Source organism: Ferrovibrio sp. (genome assembly GCF_017994015.1).
Lineage (GTDB): Bacteria > Pseudomonadota > Alphaproteobacteria > Ferrovibrionales > Ferrovibrionaceae > Ferrovibrio.
Map to the genome: position 1 here is coordinate 35,353 of NZ_JAGOLP010000023.1, position 14,540 is coordinate 49,892.

Annotated in this window: 13 protein-coding genes; 2 read left to right on the top strand and 11 right to left on the bottom strand. The window is 64.5% G+C overall.

Going from position 1 to position 14,540, the window contains the following annotated elements; all coding sequences use genetic code 11:
• Window positions 1–2: 2 nt before the first annotated feature.
• Complete coding sequence (locus KBB36_RS12540) at window positions 3–983, top strand: aldo/keto reductase (protein WP_290981126.1); 981 nt, start codon at window positions 3–5, stop codon at window positions 981–983.
• Window positions 984–987: 4 nt separating this feature from the next.
• On the opposite strand, the gene KBB36_RS12545 is transcribed toward KBB36_RS12540, so the two are convergent.
• The 11 genes from KBB36_RS12545 to ftsE all read right to left on the bottom strand — a co-directional run bounded on the left by KBB36_RS12545 (window position 988) and on the right by ftsE (window position 14,226).
• On the bottom strand, window positions 988–1,818 hold the full coding sequence (locus KBB36_RS12545) for a putative DNA-binding domain-containing protein (RefSeq protein ID WP_290981129.1): 831 nt from the start codon (window positions 1,816–1,818) through the stop codon (window positions 988–990).
• Window positions 1,812–2,630 (bottom strand): DUF692 domain-containing protein, encoded by an 819-nt coding sequence (locus tag KBB36_RS12550; RefSeq protein WP_290981132.1) that lies wholly within the window; start codon window positions 2,628–2,630, stop codon window positions 1,812–1,814. Before KBB36_RS12550 ends, KBB36_RS12545 begins: the two co-directional genes overlap by 7 nt.
• Window positions 2,631–2,634: 4 nt before the next feature.
• Window positions 2,635–4,716, bottom strand: a complete 2,082-nt coding sequence (locus tag KBB36_RS12555; protein ID WP_290981135.1) for a ferritin-like domain-containing protein — start codon at window positions 4,714–4,716, stop codon at window positions 2,635–2,637.
• Between the two features lie 175 nt (window positions 4,717–4,891).
• Window positions 4,892–6,433 (bottom strand): class I adenylate-forming enzyme family protein, encoded by a 1,542-nt coding sequence (locus tag KBB36_RS12560; RefSeq protein WP_290981138.1) that lies wholly within the window; start codon window positions 6,431–6,433, stop codon window positions 4,892–4,894.
• Window positions 6,430–7,083 carry an HAD-IA family hydrolase gene (locus tag KBB36_RS12565; protein ID WP_290981141.1) on the bottom strand — a complete coding sequence of 218 codons (654 nt, stop codon included), beginning with the start codon at window positions 7,081–7,083 and terminating at the stop codon, window positions 6,430–6,432. The genes KBB36_RS12560 and KBB36_RS12565 overlap by 4 nt, the downstream gene beginning before the upstream one ends.
• A 48-nt stretch (window positions 7,084–7,131) precedes the next feature.
• Window positions 7,132–10,671, bottom strand: coding sequence for an LAGLIDADG family homing endonuclease (locus KBB36_RS12570; protein WP_290981144.1), 3,540 nt, complete (start codon window positions 10,669–10,671; stop codon window positions 7,132–7,134).
• A 46-nt stretch (window positions 10,672–10,717) separates the two neighbouring features.
• Window positions 10,718–11,455: a 1-acyl-sn-glycerol-3-phosphate acyltransferase gene (locus KBB36_RS12575; protein WP_290981147.1), complete on the bottom strand. Its 738-nt coding sequence runs from the start codon at window positions 11,453–11,455 to the stop codon at window positions 10,718–10,720.
• Between the two features lie 2 nt (window positions 11,456–11,457).
• Entirely contained in the window at window positions 11,458–12,114 is a 657-nt protein-coding gene (locus KBB36_RS12580) for a YdcF family protein (protein WP_290981150.1), read from the bottom strand.
• Window positions 12,111–12,671: an HAD-IIIA family hydrolase gene (locus KBB36_RS12585; protein WP_290981153.1), complete on the bottom strand. Its 561-nt coding sequence runs from the start codon at window positions 12,669–12,671 to the stop codon at window positions 12,111–12,113. Before KBB36_RS12585 ends, KBB36_RS12580 begins: the two co-directional genes overlap by 4 nt.
• Window positions 12,672–12,673: 2 nt before the next feature.
• The gene (locus tag KBB36_RS12590) at window positions 12,674–13,567 is read right to left on the bottom strand and encodes a cell division protein (protein WP_290981156.1); all 894 of its coding nucleotides are present in this window, start codon (window positions 13,565–13,567) and stop codon (window positions 12,674–12,676) included.
• Window positions 13,564–14,226: a cell division ATP-binding protein FtsE gene (gene ftsE, locus KBB36_RS12595; protein WP_290981159.1), complete on the bottom strand. Its 663-nt coding sequence runs from the start codon at window positions 14,224–14,226 to the stop codon at window positions 13,564–13,566. The genes KBB36_RS12590 and ftsE overlap by 4 nt, the downstream gene beginning before the upstream one ends.
• Window positions 14,227–14,369: 143 nt before the next feature.
• Here ftsE and KBB36_RS20995 point away from each other — a divergent pair.
• The coding region (locus KBB36_RS20995; RefSeq protein WP_366933188.1) for a zinc-ribbon domain-containing protein at window positions 14,370–14,540 on the top strand (171 nt) is incomplete at its 3' end.

The window sequence follows — 14,540 nt, forward strand, 5'->3', positions numbered from 1 at the left end:
ACATGCAGATGATCCGCCTGGGCCAGACCGGCACAATGGTTTCCAAACTCTGCCTTGGCTGCATGACCTATGGCGACCCGGCCTGGCGCTCCTGGGTGTTGACCGAGGAACAGAGCGAACCGTTTTTCCGCCAGGCGGTGGAAGCCGGGATCAATTTTTTTGATACGGCCAACATGTATTCGCTCGGCGCCTCCGAAACCGTCACCGGGCGCATGTTGAAGAAATACGCCCGGCGCGACGAGATTGTGGTGGCCACCAAGGTCTACAATCCTATGGGCCCGGGGCCGAACCAGCGCGGCCTGTCGCGCAAGCATATCCTGCAGGCGATTGACGACAGCTTGCAGCGGCTCGGCATGGATTATGTCGATCTCTACCAGATTCACCGCTATGACCGGCATACCCCGATCGAGGAAACCCTGGAGGCGCTGAATGATGTGGTGCGCGCCGGCAAGGCGCGTTATATCGGCGCCTCGTCAATGTTCGCCTGGCAATTCGCCGATGCGCTGCACCGCCAGCGCGCCAATGGCTGGGCGCGCTTCGTCACCATGCAGAATCACTATAACCTGGTCTACCGCGAGGAGGAGCGCGAGATGCTGCCGCTCTGTCAGGCGATGGGCATCGGCGTGATCCCGTGGTCGCCGCTGGCGCGTGGTTTCCTGGCCGGCAACCGGCTGAAACAGGGCTGGGGCGATACCGAACGGGCCAAAACCGACGATATCGCCCAGCGCATGTATTACCAGGCGGGCGATTTCAGCATCGCCGAGCGGGTGGCCGAATTGGGCCAGAAACGCGGCGTGGCGCCGGCGCAGGTCGCCATGGCCTGGCTGCTCGGCAAAAGCAGCGTCACCGCGCCGATCATTGGCGCCAGCAAGCCGCAGCATCTCAGCGATGCGCTGGCGGCGCTTGATCTCAAGCTCGATGCGGCGGAAATGGCCTATCTGGAAGAACCCTACACGCCGCATCCGGTGCTGGGGCATAGCTGATACTTCAGGCTTCCAGCATCAGCCATTGCGCCTGCTGTGCCAGCGGCGCCCAGAGCAGCAGCTTGGCCAGAATAGGCGCCGGCTCGTCGCCCAGGCGGCGGGCGCTGTAGCGGGCGCAGTCTAACAGCGTGCGCGGCCCGGCCAGCGCCGCGCGCAGGCTGAAATACATCCAGTCGTCGATTTCCCGCACAATCAGCGCATAATCGCGCCTTGCCAGCAGGATGTAATGCGGCCGGTTTGCCGTCGCCACGGGCGCGGCTTGATCACCATGGATCAACGCTTGCAGGCTGGCTAAAGCATGGCGCAGCAATAAGGGCCGCGTTGTTGCCGGCAGCATCAGCCGGCTTTCCGGCTGCGGCAACATTGGCCCCGGGCCGGATTTCTCTAATCCTGCTGCGCGGCTGGTCTCGATCCAGCCGCGCTCGAAGCGCGCCAGATCAAGCGCCAGCCGCAAAGCCGGCTGCCTTGCCTGGCCTTGCTGAGCCAGACTTTGCTGAGTCTGGCGCAGAAAACTTGGAAAGCCGGCGCCGAGATCATAGAGCGACGCGCTGCGCGGCGGCCGGCTGCGGATATAACCCTCGGCCAGCAGGCCAAACAGGTCATCGCCCAATAGCCGCAGCAGGCCGGGATAATCGGCTTTCAGGCAATCGATCAGCCGCTGCCGATAGGCGTCGATATAAATCTGCAACCGGGGTCCGGCGGCATTGGGCGGCGTGGCCAGGATAGCGGCATCGTTGGGTGCCACCGCCAGATCGGGCCGCGCCAGCCGGGTCAGCAGCCAGTATTGCGCCTGCCGCAGATCAGGCCCCGATTTCAGCGCTGGCGTCGTCAACATCGGCGCGCCTTGTCCAGTTCGGCCAGCAGGCCGGCATAAGCTGGCAGCCGGGCATCCCATTCCAGCAGCACCGAAACACCGCCGGTCAGGCTTTGCGCCAGCCGGTAAAGCGGCCATACCGCTTCGGCCACCGGATGGTCATGGGTATCGATCAGGTAATCGCCATGATCCGTCGCGCCGGCCAGATGCAGTTGCGCGATACGCGCCGGCGGCAGGGCGCGGATATAGGCTTCGGCATCAAAGCCATGGTTGCGGCTGCTGACATAGACGTTGTTCACATCCAGCAGGATGCCGCAATCGGCGCTTTCCGTCAGGCGGGCGAGGAATTCCGCTTCCGACATGCTGTCATGGCGGAATTGCACATAACTGCTGGGATTTTCCAGCAGGATACGCTGCTCCAGGCGGTCCTGCACCTCGCGCACCCGGGCGCAGACATGCTTGAGCGTGGCTTCGGTAAAGGGCAGCGGCAGCAGGTCATGGCTGTTATGGCCGCCCAGGCTGGTCCAGCACAGATGGTCAGACAGCCAGGGCGCCCGCACCTGCCGCGCCAGCGCCTTCAGCTCGGCCAGATAGGCGGCATCAAACGGATCGCTGCCGCCGATGGACAGCGACACGCCATGCAGCACAATCGGCATGGTTTCGGCCAGTTGCTGCACGGCATGGCGCAGATAGCCGTGATGGCCGATCAGGTTTTCGCTGATCACCTCAAACCAGTCGACCCGGGCTCCCCCGGCCATGATGGCCGGGAGATGCTCCATACGCAGGCCAACGCCGAAACCAAGATCGGGCAGGCCAAGACGGGGTGTTGCCATCGTCTCAGGTCGAAGGCGGCAACGCCAGACGCAGCGTTGACGGCACCGGCTTGCCTGGCAGCGGCGACACGCCCTGATTCTGCAAGGCGGCGATATAGGCATTCCAGGCAATGTCATACACCGCATCGCCGACATTGAACGGGATGGTGCCAATCGGCTGCGGCGTGCCGGAAAACAGGTTGTAGACCTGCATATTGCCGGCTTCGGGGAAAAGCTGCGACGCCGAGATCGGCACCGCGCAGCCGCCAAGCTGCGAACACTTGTTGTCGCCCGGCGCGGAATACAAGGCGCTTGGGGTTGGCGGTGTTGGCCCGCCGCATAGATTGGTGGCGGTGGCGGTCATGCGCGGCTTGCGGCTGCGCTTCGCCGCCGTCACCGTGCCGCATTGAGTAGTGCCGCATTGGCCGCCGCCGCCGCTGATCGGCTGGGCAAAGCCGCAGCCGCCCTGGCCGGTGCAGGCATTGGTGCCGCGGCAGGAATGAAACACCGAAACCGTGGCGCAGCCGCGGATGCTGGTCGGCTGTTCGTAATTCAGGCCCTGGCAGGCGCTGGGGGCGCGGCCCGGGCTTGGCACCGGGGTCAGCCCGCCGGAAATATCCGGGCTGCTGCCGGCGGCCCAGCATAGCGTCATGCGGTCGCCGGCCCCCACCATGGCCGGATAGGGGAAGGTGGCATTCTGCTTCTGCCAGAAGCCGTTCAGGCCGCTGGTGACGCCGGCAATCGAACCGGTGACCACGGTGTTGAGCAAGGCCGCTTCGCCGCTCAAGGCGTTGAGCGCATCGGCCACCTGTTGCGGGCTCGGGATATTGCTTGGCGGGCTGGGATTGGGCGGCTGGCTGGTCAGCAGCGCGGCGGTCCAATTATTGCCGCCGGCAAACCAGGTCGGGAAGGTGACGATGCCGCCGGCATCAATCATGCCCTGCACGGCGGTGAAGGCGGCATAATGCGATTGCCCGCCCCAATTGCTGCGCGCCGTGGCATCGGCAGAATTCGCGGCCTGGCTGCCATCGGAATTGTAGGACGGGTAATCCGCCTGCAACGCCGTGTAGCTCGGCTGGAATACCGGATCAACATTGCCGATTTCCAGCGGCGGCTGGATTTTCATTGCCGCCCGCGCGGCGGCCGGCAACAAGTGGCGCAAGCCGCTGCCCTGGCTGCCGGCGCCTTCGCCCTGATCGGTGATGCCCAGGATCATGTCCACCACCTGGGCCAATGCCAGCACCGGGTTGGTGGCCGTCACCGTGGCCGACATGCCGGGATATTCCGGCATCGGGTGGCTGCTGCCGCTGCCGCCGGCCCAGTTGAACATGTCCTGCTGCACGCTGCCGGATTGAAACAGCTTCTGATACAGCGTCTGGCCATCGGTGTAGACCATGGTGAGATACTGCATGTAGCAGTAATACATCCAGCCGATGGTGCCGAAGAGCGGCAGATTCTGCTCGGTCATCTGCGGCGTCCAGCCGGCAAACGGCGCCACGGGGAAGTATTTCGACAGCGCGCCGGGCTGGATATTCGCCACAGCCGTGGCGTGATCCTGCTCGATCACCTGGAATAGCTGGATCTGCGCCGTGGTCACCGCGCCCAGATTGACCTCCAGGCCGTTATAGGGCGCCACCATGTCGGTCAGATTGATGATATGCGGGATGGTGGTGAGGGTCGGGCCATAGCAGGTCCAGCCCTGATCGGCATTCTGCAAGGCCGCGCTGGTGAAGCTGGGCGTGAAGCCCATGCTGGTGCTGATATTGGCCGCCAGTTGCAGATGCAGCATCTCCTCGATGAACACGGCGAAGATGGCGTTGTAAGCCTTCTGGTTCGGGCTGGCCGGATTGGCGGCGGTGTTCAGGCCGGGCCAGGCGCGGCCCTCGTAATAGGAAATGCCGCTGGCATTGATTTCATGCGTGCCTTGCAGCGAGGTCATCGCCGCCATGTAAAGCGGAATGGTGAACAATTCCACATTGATCGCGGCCTGGGCCATGGCCCGGATCGCTGCCGTATCGGCCGGCAGGTAGGACAGGTTGCGGCCGGTGATCGGGGTGGGAACCGGCGGCAAGACGCCAAGGCCGGCTGTGCTGGCAAGATTGCTCATGGGGCGCTCCGGATTTCGGTTGCAGGGCGGAAAATGCTGACTGGTACAGAAAATCGAGTGCAACCAAATAATGCCAGTATAGATAGAAAATGAAAGCTGAATAACGCGGGCGCGCACGGAAAAGTCGCGCCATATGGCTATGGCGCTGAATTAAAACAGCTTTTAAGTGTCTTTGTTAGGAGATGGCCTGCTTGAAACTGTCGCGCAATTCGCGTTTCAGCACCTTGCCGATGGCGCTGCGCGGCAGGCTGGGCAGGATTTCCACCGCAGCCAGGCGCTGGGTTTTGCCCAGCTTGTCATTGGCAAAAGCCAGCAATTCGGCCGGGCTGGCATCGATGCCCGGCTGCAACACCACAAAGGCCACCGGGGTTTCGCCCCAGCGTTCCGACGGCATGCCCACCACCGCCGCCTCGGCCACGGCGGCATGGCCGCGCAGCACCATTTCCAGGTCGCTCGGATAGACGTTGAAGCCGCCCGAGATGATCATGTCCTTCTTGCGGTCGAGCAGGGTGAGGAAACCCTCGGCGTCAAAGCGGCCCAGATCGCCGGTGCGGATGAAGCGGCGGCCTTGCGCGTCATACCATTCGGCTTCGGCGGTTTTGCCCGGCTGCTTGTGATAGCCCAGCATCACGGTGCCGGAATGGCCCACCACTTCGCCGGTTTCGCCCGCGGCCACTTCCTGGCCCTGTTCGTCGATCAGCCGGATGTCATGCCCCGGCGCCGGCTGGCCCACGGTATGCAGTTTGTCGGGATGCTCATGCGCCAGCAGGATGCAGGTGCCGCCGCCCTCGGTCATGCCGTAATATTCGATCAGCTTGCCCGGCCAGCGTTTCAGGATGTCGGCCTTGAGCGCGGCGCCGAATGGCGCGCTGGTGCAGAATTTGGCCTCGAAGCTGGACAGGTCATAGCGGTCAAAATCCGGATGCTGCATGATGCGGCTATATTGCACCGGCACCAGCATGGTGTGGGTGACGCGATGGCGCTGCGCCAGTTCCAGATAGCCGGCAACGTCAAATTTCGGCATCAGCACCACACTGCCGCCCCAGCCCAAAGTGGGGAAAAACACCACCAGCGTGGTGTTGGAATAAAGCGGCGTGGAGAGCAGCGCGATGCAATCGGCGCGATAGCCGTTGATCGCGGCACGCTGCACATGCGACCAGCGCATGCTATGCGGCTGCACGATGCCCTTGGGCGTGCCGGTGGTGCCAGAGGAATAGATGATGTTGAACGGCGCATCCGGCGCCACCTGCACCGGCGCCGGCCGGGTGCCCTCGGGCGCCAGCCAGGCGGTGAATTCAGCCGTATCCAGGCGGATCGGGTGTGCGCTCACGGTCGCCAGCACCGGCGCCATCGCGGCGGCATTGGCGCCATCCAGAAACAGCAGCCCGGCATCGGCATCATTGCTCATCACCGCCAGGCTTTCCGGCGTGGATGACGGCGCCAGCGGCGCCACTGCCAGGCCGGCGCGCAGGGCGCCCAGGAACACGGCGGCATATTCGATTGAGGCATTGGCCACGATGGCGATGGCGTCGCCGTTGCCAAAACCGTCACGCTGTAGCGCAGCGGCGATGCGGTCCATCAGCGCATCCAGCCCGGCATAATCCAGCGTTGTCTCGCCCAGGATCAGGGCGGCATGGCCGGGCCGGGTGGCGGCATGGCCACGAATCAGGTCGGAGAGGGTGCCAAAGTCGTGGGTCAGCAATTCCTGCGGTGTCACGCGAACTCCATCCCTATGATTTGTGCCAATTCCTGCAAGGCCAGATCGGGATCGCCCACCTTGATGGTGCGCATGCCCATGGCGGCAGCCGGTTTCAGGTTGATGCCCAGATCGTCCAGGAACACGGCCTGTTCGGGCGTGATGCCAAGCATATCGCAGGCTTTGAGATAGAAACCCGGTTCCGGCTTGCGGATGCCGATCTTGCTCGATTCCACCACGGCATCAAACAGTGTCATCACCTCGGCGATGGCGGCGGCGCGATCCGCCTGCAAGGCCATGCCGGGGCCATGGCCCAAAGGCATGTTGTTGGTCAGGCAGGCGATCTTGAAGCGGCTTTTCACCTGGCGCAGAGCCGCCACCATACGCGGCCGCAATGTGCCCGAGATCAGCGGCAGGATTTCGCGGCCATGCAGCGCATGGCCCAAAGCCGTGCTCTCGGCCAGGAACAGGTCGTCGAAGGCGTCGGCATCAATCTCGCCGCGCTCAAAGCGCGCCCAGGCATTGCCATGCGGGTTGCGGCTGTTGACGCCACGGATAAAATCCGCCGGCAGGCCTTTTTCGCTCTCATAGCGCCGGAAAGCCTCAAAGGGCGAAGTCAGAATCACGCCGCCAAAATCCCACAACACGGCCTTGATGGCTGCGGATGACATACCCCAACTCCCTGCGTTTCGACTCCCTATGCGGCTATAATACCCAGCTCAGCCGCACTTGCTATAGCCGCAGGCGGTGCAGCTATCGCAGCCTTCCTGGCGCAGCAGGGCAGCCTGGCCGCATTTTGGGCATTGCCGCAGATTTGGCCTGGCTGGCGGTGCCGCCGCCTCGGGTCGCGCTGTTGCTTCGGCCCTAGATGCTTCCGGGCGGGCTGCCACCTCGATCAGCAATCGCTCACTGCTTTCCGCTGCCAGCGCGCCGCCGCCCTCGCCGATAAAGCCGATATCGATCAGGTGGCGCTCGATCACTTCACCGATGGCGGCCAGCAGCGACGGGATGTAGCGCCCACCCATCCATTGCCCGCCGCGTGGATCAAACACCGCCTTCAGCTCGTCCACCACAAAGCTGACATCGCCGCCGCGCCGGAACACCGCCGAGATCATGCGTGTCAGCGCCACGGTCCAGGCATAATGCTCGGTATTCTTCGAATTGATGAACATCTCAAACGGCCGGCGCCGGCCATCCTGCACAATGTCGTTCACCGTGATGTACATGGCGTGTTCGGAATCCGGCCAGGTGATCTTGTAGGTTTTGCCGGGCAAAGCCTCAGGGCGATCCAGCGGACGGGTCATGTAGACCACGCCGCCGGCCGAAGCCGCTGCCGGCGGCGTGCTGGCGGCGGCGCGTTTCGACAAGGGGCTGCGCGCCGGCGCCAGTGGCAATTCGGCTTGCTCGGCCTTGCGCGGCGCGGCTTTTTTCACGCTCAGCACGGCGCCGGTCACGTCATTCGGCCGGTAGGTTGTGCAGCCCTTGCAGCCGAGCTGGTAGGCCAGGGCATAAACATCCTTGAAGGCCTCGAAATCGATATCCTCGGGCAGATTGATGGTTTTGGAAATCGAACTGTCGATATATTTCTGCACCACGGCCTGCACCCGCACATGGTCCTCGGGCGCCAGCGATTGCGCATCAACAAAAGCCTCGCCCAAAGCCGCATCCTCGCCCTTGAGCCGGCGATACAGCCGCAAAGCATAATCGCTCACTTCCTCCTCGCGCCGGCTGCCATCCGGCATCAGCACATTGCGGCTGTAGCTGAAGGCAAAAACCGGCTCCAGGCCGGAGGAGATGTTGTCGGCTAACAGCGAGATCGTGCCGGTGGGCGCAATCGAGGTCAGCAAGGCATTGCGGATGCCATGGCTGGCAATATCGGCGCGAATATCCGCGGGCAGTTCGGCGATGCCCTCACCGGCCAGATAAGCCGCTGCCTCAAACAGCGGAAACGCCCCCTTCTCGCGCGCCAAGGCCACCGAGGCGCGATAGGCGGCATCGCGCAAGGTGCAGAGCCAGGTCTCGATCAGCGCCAGCGATTGCGGCGAGCCATAGCGCGCACCACACAGGATCAGCGCATCGGCCAGCCCGGTAACGCCCAGGCCGATGCGGCGTTTCAGCCGCGCTTCCTCGGCCTGCTGCGGCAGCGGAAAATTCGATACATCGATGGTGTTGTCCATCATGCGCACGGCGGTTTCGGTCAGCCGCTGCAATGCCGCCAGATCAAGCGCCGCCTCTGCCTCAAAAGGCTTTTGCACCAGCTGCGCCAGATTGATCGACCCCAGCAGGCAGGCGCCGTAAGGCGGCAAGGGCTGCTCGCCGCAATTATGCACATATAGGCCATTGGCATCGAAGGCATGCGGCCCCGGCACCTGAACATCATACACTGTCTCGTTGCCATCGGCTTCCAGCCCCGCCACGGTGGCAATGAAATGCTCGCGGTTCGGCTGCCGCCGATAAGCCCGCAGTAAATCTTGCAGGCGGGCCGCCTTGGCATTGTCGCTGAAGCCGATCAAAGCCGCATAGCGGCCGATATTTTCGCCGGCAATCACCAGTTCATGCTGCGCCACACACTCATATTGTCGCTGGCCGCCGCGCCCATCGGGCAGCAGCCGGGCCTGGGCCGGGCGGCGCTCACGATACAGCACGGCATGGATGCCGAAACGCAGCAGCAGGCGCTGCGTGGTTTGCAGCAAACCGGCATCGCTCTGGCTCAGCCGCAGGCTGACGCCTTTGGCTTGGCTGCCCTGCACCGAACCATCGGTATCGAACAGGCCGCGCAGCAAGCCGCGCTGGAAAGCCGCCGAGGCGCGCTCCATCGCCGGGGTGATGGCTTTCGGCTGCCCGGGTGTCAGCCCCAGCCGTGCCGCAAGCTGGGTCAGCGCCGCCAGCGACAGGCGCCATTCGTCGCGCCCGGAAACCGGCCGCCAGCCCTGGAAATCGGCGCGATGCGGCAGGCTTGTCGCCGCCGCCAATGCGGCGGCCATGATGCCTTCGGCGCCATCCGGCCCGGCTGGCTGGTCATGCGTGCCAGTGGCCTGGCGGCGCTGCCGCCACACGCTCAGCACGGCTTTCTCCTGGGTCAATGTGCCATCGCCCAGCAACAGCCCGATCAGATAACCTTCCGCTTCGCTATAGGCACCATTCCAAGCCGCTGCCCGGCGCTGGTCATGCAGCATGATACGGTCGCCCGGGCGCAAATCGCCGGCCTTGCGCCAGGCGGTTTCATGCCTGAAACGGGTGTGTTGTATCACCGCCAGCACCGGATGATCGGCGGTCAGGCGCAGGCTATGGCCTTCCTGCGTGGTCAGGCGCCATACCGGCTTCTGCCCGGTGGCGAAAAAGCCTTGCGGGCCGCTGGCATGCGGCTGGCCGTCCACCAGGGCCGTGAAGGGCTGCCCGACCAGCTCATGCACCTGGCGCGGCCCTGCGGTGGTGCTCACCCAGGTCTCACCCGTGACACAGGGATTGGTGGCGCTGATGGTTTCGCAGTAATGCAGGTTGTTGCGCCGGTTGATGCGGTCGATGAAGATCACGCCCGGTTCGGCATAGGCATAGGTGGCGCGCATGATGCGCTCCCACAGCTCACGCGCCTGTAGCGTCTTGTAGGTGGTGCCGTCGAAACGTAATTCCCAAGGCTGGTTATCCTGCACGGCCTGCATGAAGGCATCGGTTATCAGCACCGACAGATTGAACATGCGCAGCCGGCCCGGCTCCTGCTTGGCGGCGATGAAGGCTTCGATATCCGGATGGTCGCAGCGCAGGGTGGCCATCATGGCGCCGCGGCGATGCCCGGCCGACATGATGGTGCGGCACATCGCATCCCACACATCCATGAAGCTGAGCGGCCCCGAGGCATCGGCGCCCACGCCGCGCACCAGGGCGCCGCGCGGCCGCAATGTGGAAAAATCATAGCCGATGCCGCCGCCCTGCTGCATGGTCAGCGCGGCTTGCTTGAGATGCTCGAAAATGCCGCCCATATCGTCCGGGATGCTGCCCATGACAAAGCAGTTGAACAGCGTCACCTTGCGGCCGCTGCCGGCCCCGGCCACGATACGGCCGGCCGGCAGGAAGCGGAAATCCTGCAAGGCGGCATAAAATTCGGCTTCGCGGCCGGCCGGATCGGCCTCCTGCACCGCCAGGCTGCGCGCAATGCGGCGCCAAGTATCCTCGATGGTGTGATCCAGCGGATACCCGTCCGGCCCTTTCAGGCGGTATTTCATATCCCAGATCTGCTGGGAGATCGGTGTGCTTGGCGACATGGGTTGACTCTATCGCCCCGAGGCGGCGAGTCAACAAAATGTTCGCTTAACGTTTCTGTAATGACTCGCGAGTTTCCGCTTCCAGCTTGGCATTGGCGGTTTCAATGCGGCTTTCCAGCTCGGCCATGAAGGCTTCGCGCTTGAGGCCGGGCGGGATCACCGGCAGGAATTGCAGGCGGATCAGCCCGGGCGGCCGGCGCCAATCATGTTTGGGCCAGAAAAACCCGGAATTCAGCGCCACCGGCACCACAGGCAGCTTGGTTTCGCGATAGATCGCCACCACCCCGGGCTGGTAAGGCGCCACTTCGCCGGGCAGGGTGCGGGTGCCTTGCGGGAAAATGATCAGGCTGCGGCCCTGTTCGGCGGCGTTGCGGCAGGCGCGCAGCATCTTTTTCAGCGCCGCGCCGCCGCCATCCCGATCCACTGGCACCATGCCCAGCACGCGGGTGAACCAGCCATAGATCGGGATACGCAGCAATTCCTGCTTGATGACGATGCAAGGATTGTCGAACAATGCGAGCACCACCGAGGTATCCCACAGCGATTGATGCTTGGCAGCGAGGATGAACGGCCCCGGCGGCAGATGCTCGCGGCCCTCGATGCGATAATCGATGCCGGCGCAGAGCCGCAGCAGCAGGTTGACCGCATGCGCCCAGAAGCGGCTGACCGGGCGGACAACGCCTTGCCATTGCAGCGCCAGCGCCGGCAGGGTGAGAATGGCAATCACACTGGTGCAGAGCAGAAAGGCGGCCTGGAATAGCAGCGAGCGGATAAGCAGCAGCATGTTCAGCCTTCCAGCCAGCCGTTGATATGGTCTTCGATGCGGGCGCGAATCAGCGCGGCGACATATTTGGCATATTCACCAAACAGGAACAGGCCATCGGCGCGATCCCGCCACCAATCTTCCACGCGCAGGAAATCCGGCCGCACCGGATGCGGCACAATCTCGATATCGCCAAGCTGGCGGCGAAATTCGGCCAGGGCGCGCGGCATGTGATAATTCGCCGTCACCAGCCGCAGCGAGCGATAACCGCGGCCTTGCGCCCAGGCCTTGGTTTCCACCGCATTGCCGGCGGTGTCGATGGCTTCGAAGCCCAGATCAATGCAGCAATCCATCAGCATCACCACATCCAGGCCGGCGCGGTCAGGCCGCGCCAGCAGGCTTTCCGGCAGGCTCTGGTGCAATGCCTGGGCCAGTGAAGCCTTGCTGGCGCCGGCACTGACGCCGGAAATCAGCAGCCGCTCGGCGCTTTCCTGGTCCAGCAGGCGGATCGCCGCATTCAGCCGGCCGGTGCCGCCGGTCAGCACCACGATGCCATCGGTGCGGCGATCGGCCGCCGGTTCGGGCAGCCGCGCCACGCCATCCACAAAGGCCAGCAGCCCGCCGCCAAAGAGCAGCGCCGGCAGCAGCAGGATGAGGCCCAGGCGGTGCAGGCTTTTCATAGCGGCGCGGCCTCCGGCCCATCGCTTAACAAACGCGCCACGGCGGCGGCCAGATCGTCGAATATCGCCACCGGCTGGGTTTCCGGGCTCAAGCCTTTGGCCAGGGTGGCGCGGCCCTTGCCGCTGCGCACCAGGATGCGGCGGCAGCCGGCCTTGGCCGCTGCCTGCATGTCGGTATCGGTATCGCCGATGAACACGGTATCGGCCGGGGCATGGCGAAACAGCGCCATCGCCTCGCGCGGCATGCCGGGGCCGGGCTTGCGGCGCTCGGTCTGCGCCCAGGGCGGATCGGGCGCAAACAGAATGTGATCAAGATGGGCGCCATCCTTGGCGATATGGTCGCGCAAGGTGTCGTGAATCCGGTCCAGCATCGCCACGTCGATGATGCCCTTGCCGATACAGGCCTGGTTGGTGCACAGCACCACCGGCCAGCGGCGCGCATTCAGCGCTGCGATGGCAGCGCCGATACCGGGGATCGGCACAAATTCGGCCGGGGATTTCACGTAATCGGCGCGGTCTTCATTCAGCACGCCATCGCGGTCGAGCAATACCAGCATGGTCACAACATCCGTTTCAATTCGCCCAGCACGGTGAGCCGGGCGGTCAGCACTGCCAGGATCAAGCCGGCCAGCGGCAGCAGCAGCAGCAAAAGCCAATGCCACCAGAACAGCGCAAAGCCGGGCAGCAGGCCCTGGCCGACATTGCTGGCCAGCCACTGGATGGCCAGCAGGATCAGCACTGCCGCCAGCCAGCCGCCGCTACCGCCGTAAAATGCCAGGCGCGACACATGGCGCTGGAATTGTCGCGCCACATAGGCATCCTCGGCGCCGATCAGGTGCAGCACCTCGATGGTGCCGCGCCGCGCCGCCAGCCCGGCCCGGGTGGCGAAGATCACCAGGGCCGCCATCGCCATCCCCACCAGCAGCACGATGCCAAGCCCCAGGCTTTGCAGCAAGCGCGCCAGCCGCACCAACTGGTCGAGCCAGGGTTTCGGATCATCCAGCCGGGCGCCGGGCACAGTCTGCTCCAATTGCGCCGCCAATGCCGCCACCGACAGCGCCTGGCCTGGCGCCAGTTCCACATCGATCACGCCGGGCAGCGGCAGGCCGCCGCTGGCCCCAGCCAGGCCGGCATCGCCGAGCCAGGGTTTGAGCAAAGCCTCCACCGCGCTGCGCTCCAGCGCCTCGGCGCGTTGCACGCCGGGCACGGCACGCAACTGCGCCAGCGCCGCTTCCAGCCGTTGCTGCATCGGCGGGCCGCCCGGGCGGTCGGCCAATTGCACGGTCAGGCGGCTGGACACACCCTGGCGCCAGGCTGCCACGGTGCCGTCCAGTGCCAGCGCCCCGGCCAAGGCCAGCGCCGCCAGAAACACCATCACCGCTAGCGCCCAGGGCAGGAAACGCACCGAAGCGTCGGATTCAAGCTGCAAATCGGATGGCTGCCGGGCGTTCATGCCGCCATCACCTCGATCTGGCCGCCGCGCAGCCGCAGGGTGGGAAAGCGGAATCGCTCCAGCAGGTGAATGTCATGCGTAGCCAGCACCACGGCGGTGCCGCTCTTGTTCAACTCAACAAACAGATACATCAGGCGCTGCGCCATTTCGGGATCAACATTGCCGGTCGGCTCGTCGGCCAGCAGCAGTGAAGGCCGTGCAATCACCGCACGGGCAATTGCCACGCGCTGTTTCTCGCCGCCCGAGAGTGTGGCCGGCCGCGCTTCCAGCCGGTCGCCCAGGCCAACCCAGGCGAGCAATTCCGAGCAATGATCCACCACGCGGTTTTCGGCCACCCCGGCGATACGCAACGGCAAGGCCACATTATCCAGCGCGCTGAGATGATCCAGCAGGCGAAAATCCTGGAAAACCACGCCAATTCGGCGGCGCAGCAGCGGCAGGGTGGCGCGATCGGCGGCGGCCACTTCCTGCCCGAACATGGTGATCACCCCCCGGCTCGGCCGATGCGCCAGATACATCAGCTTGAGCAGCGAGGTCTTGCCGGCGCCGGAAGGGCCGGTCAGGAAGTGGAACGAGCCCGGCGCCAGGTCGAAGCTGACATCGCGCAGCACTTCCGGCCCCGGCCCATACCGCATCCCGACATTCTGAAACCGCACCACAGCGTCGCCACCTCCGAAAAGCCTCGACCAGCCTTGAGCTTGCCAGCCCCTAAGCTTGCCAGCCTAGACCTGTCCGTCCTATAAGGGAAAATAGCAAAACGCAAAAGGGCAACGGCACTGCACGTAGCGGCCAGGTCTCCGGCATGATTCTCTCCTGCCCCAACTGCGCCACGCGGTTCAGCGTCGATGCGAGCATATTCCGTGACGGGCCGGTGAAGGTCCGCTGCACTGTCTGCCGTCATATCTGGCGTCAGGAGCCGGTGGCCGAACCGCCGCCACCGGCTCCTGACGCCAGATATGACGGCAGACAGTGC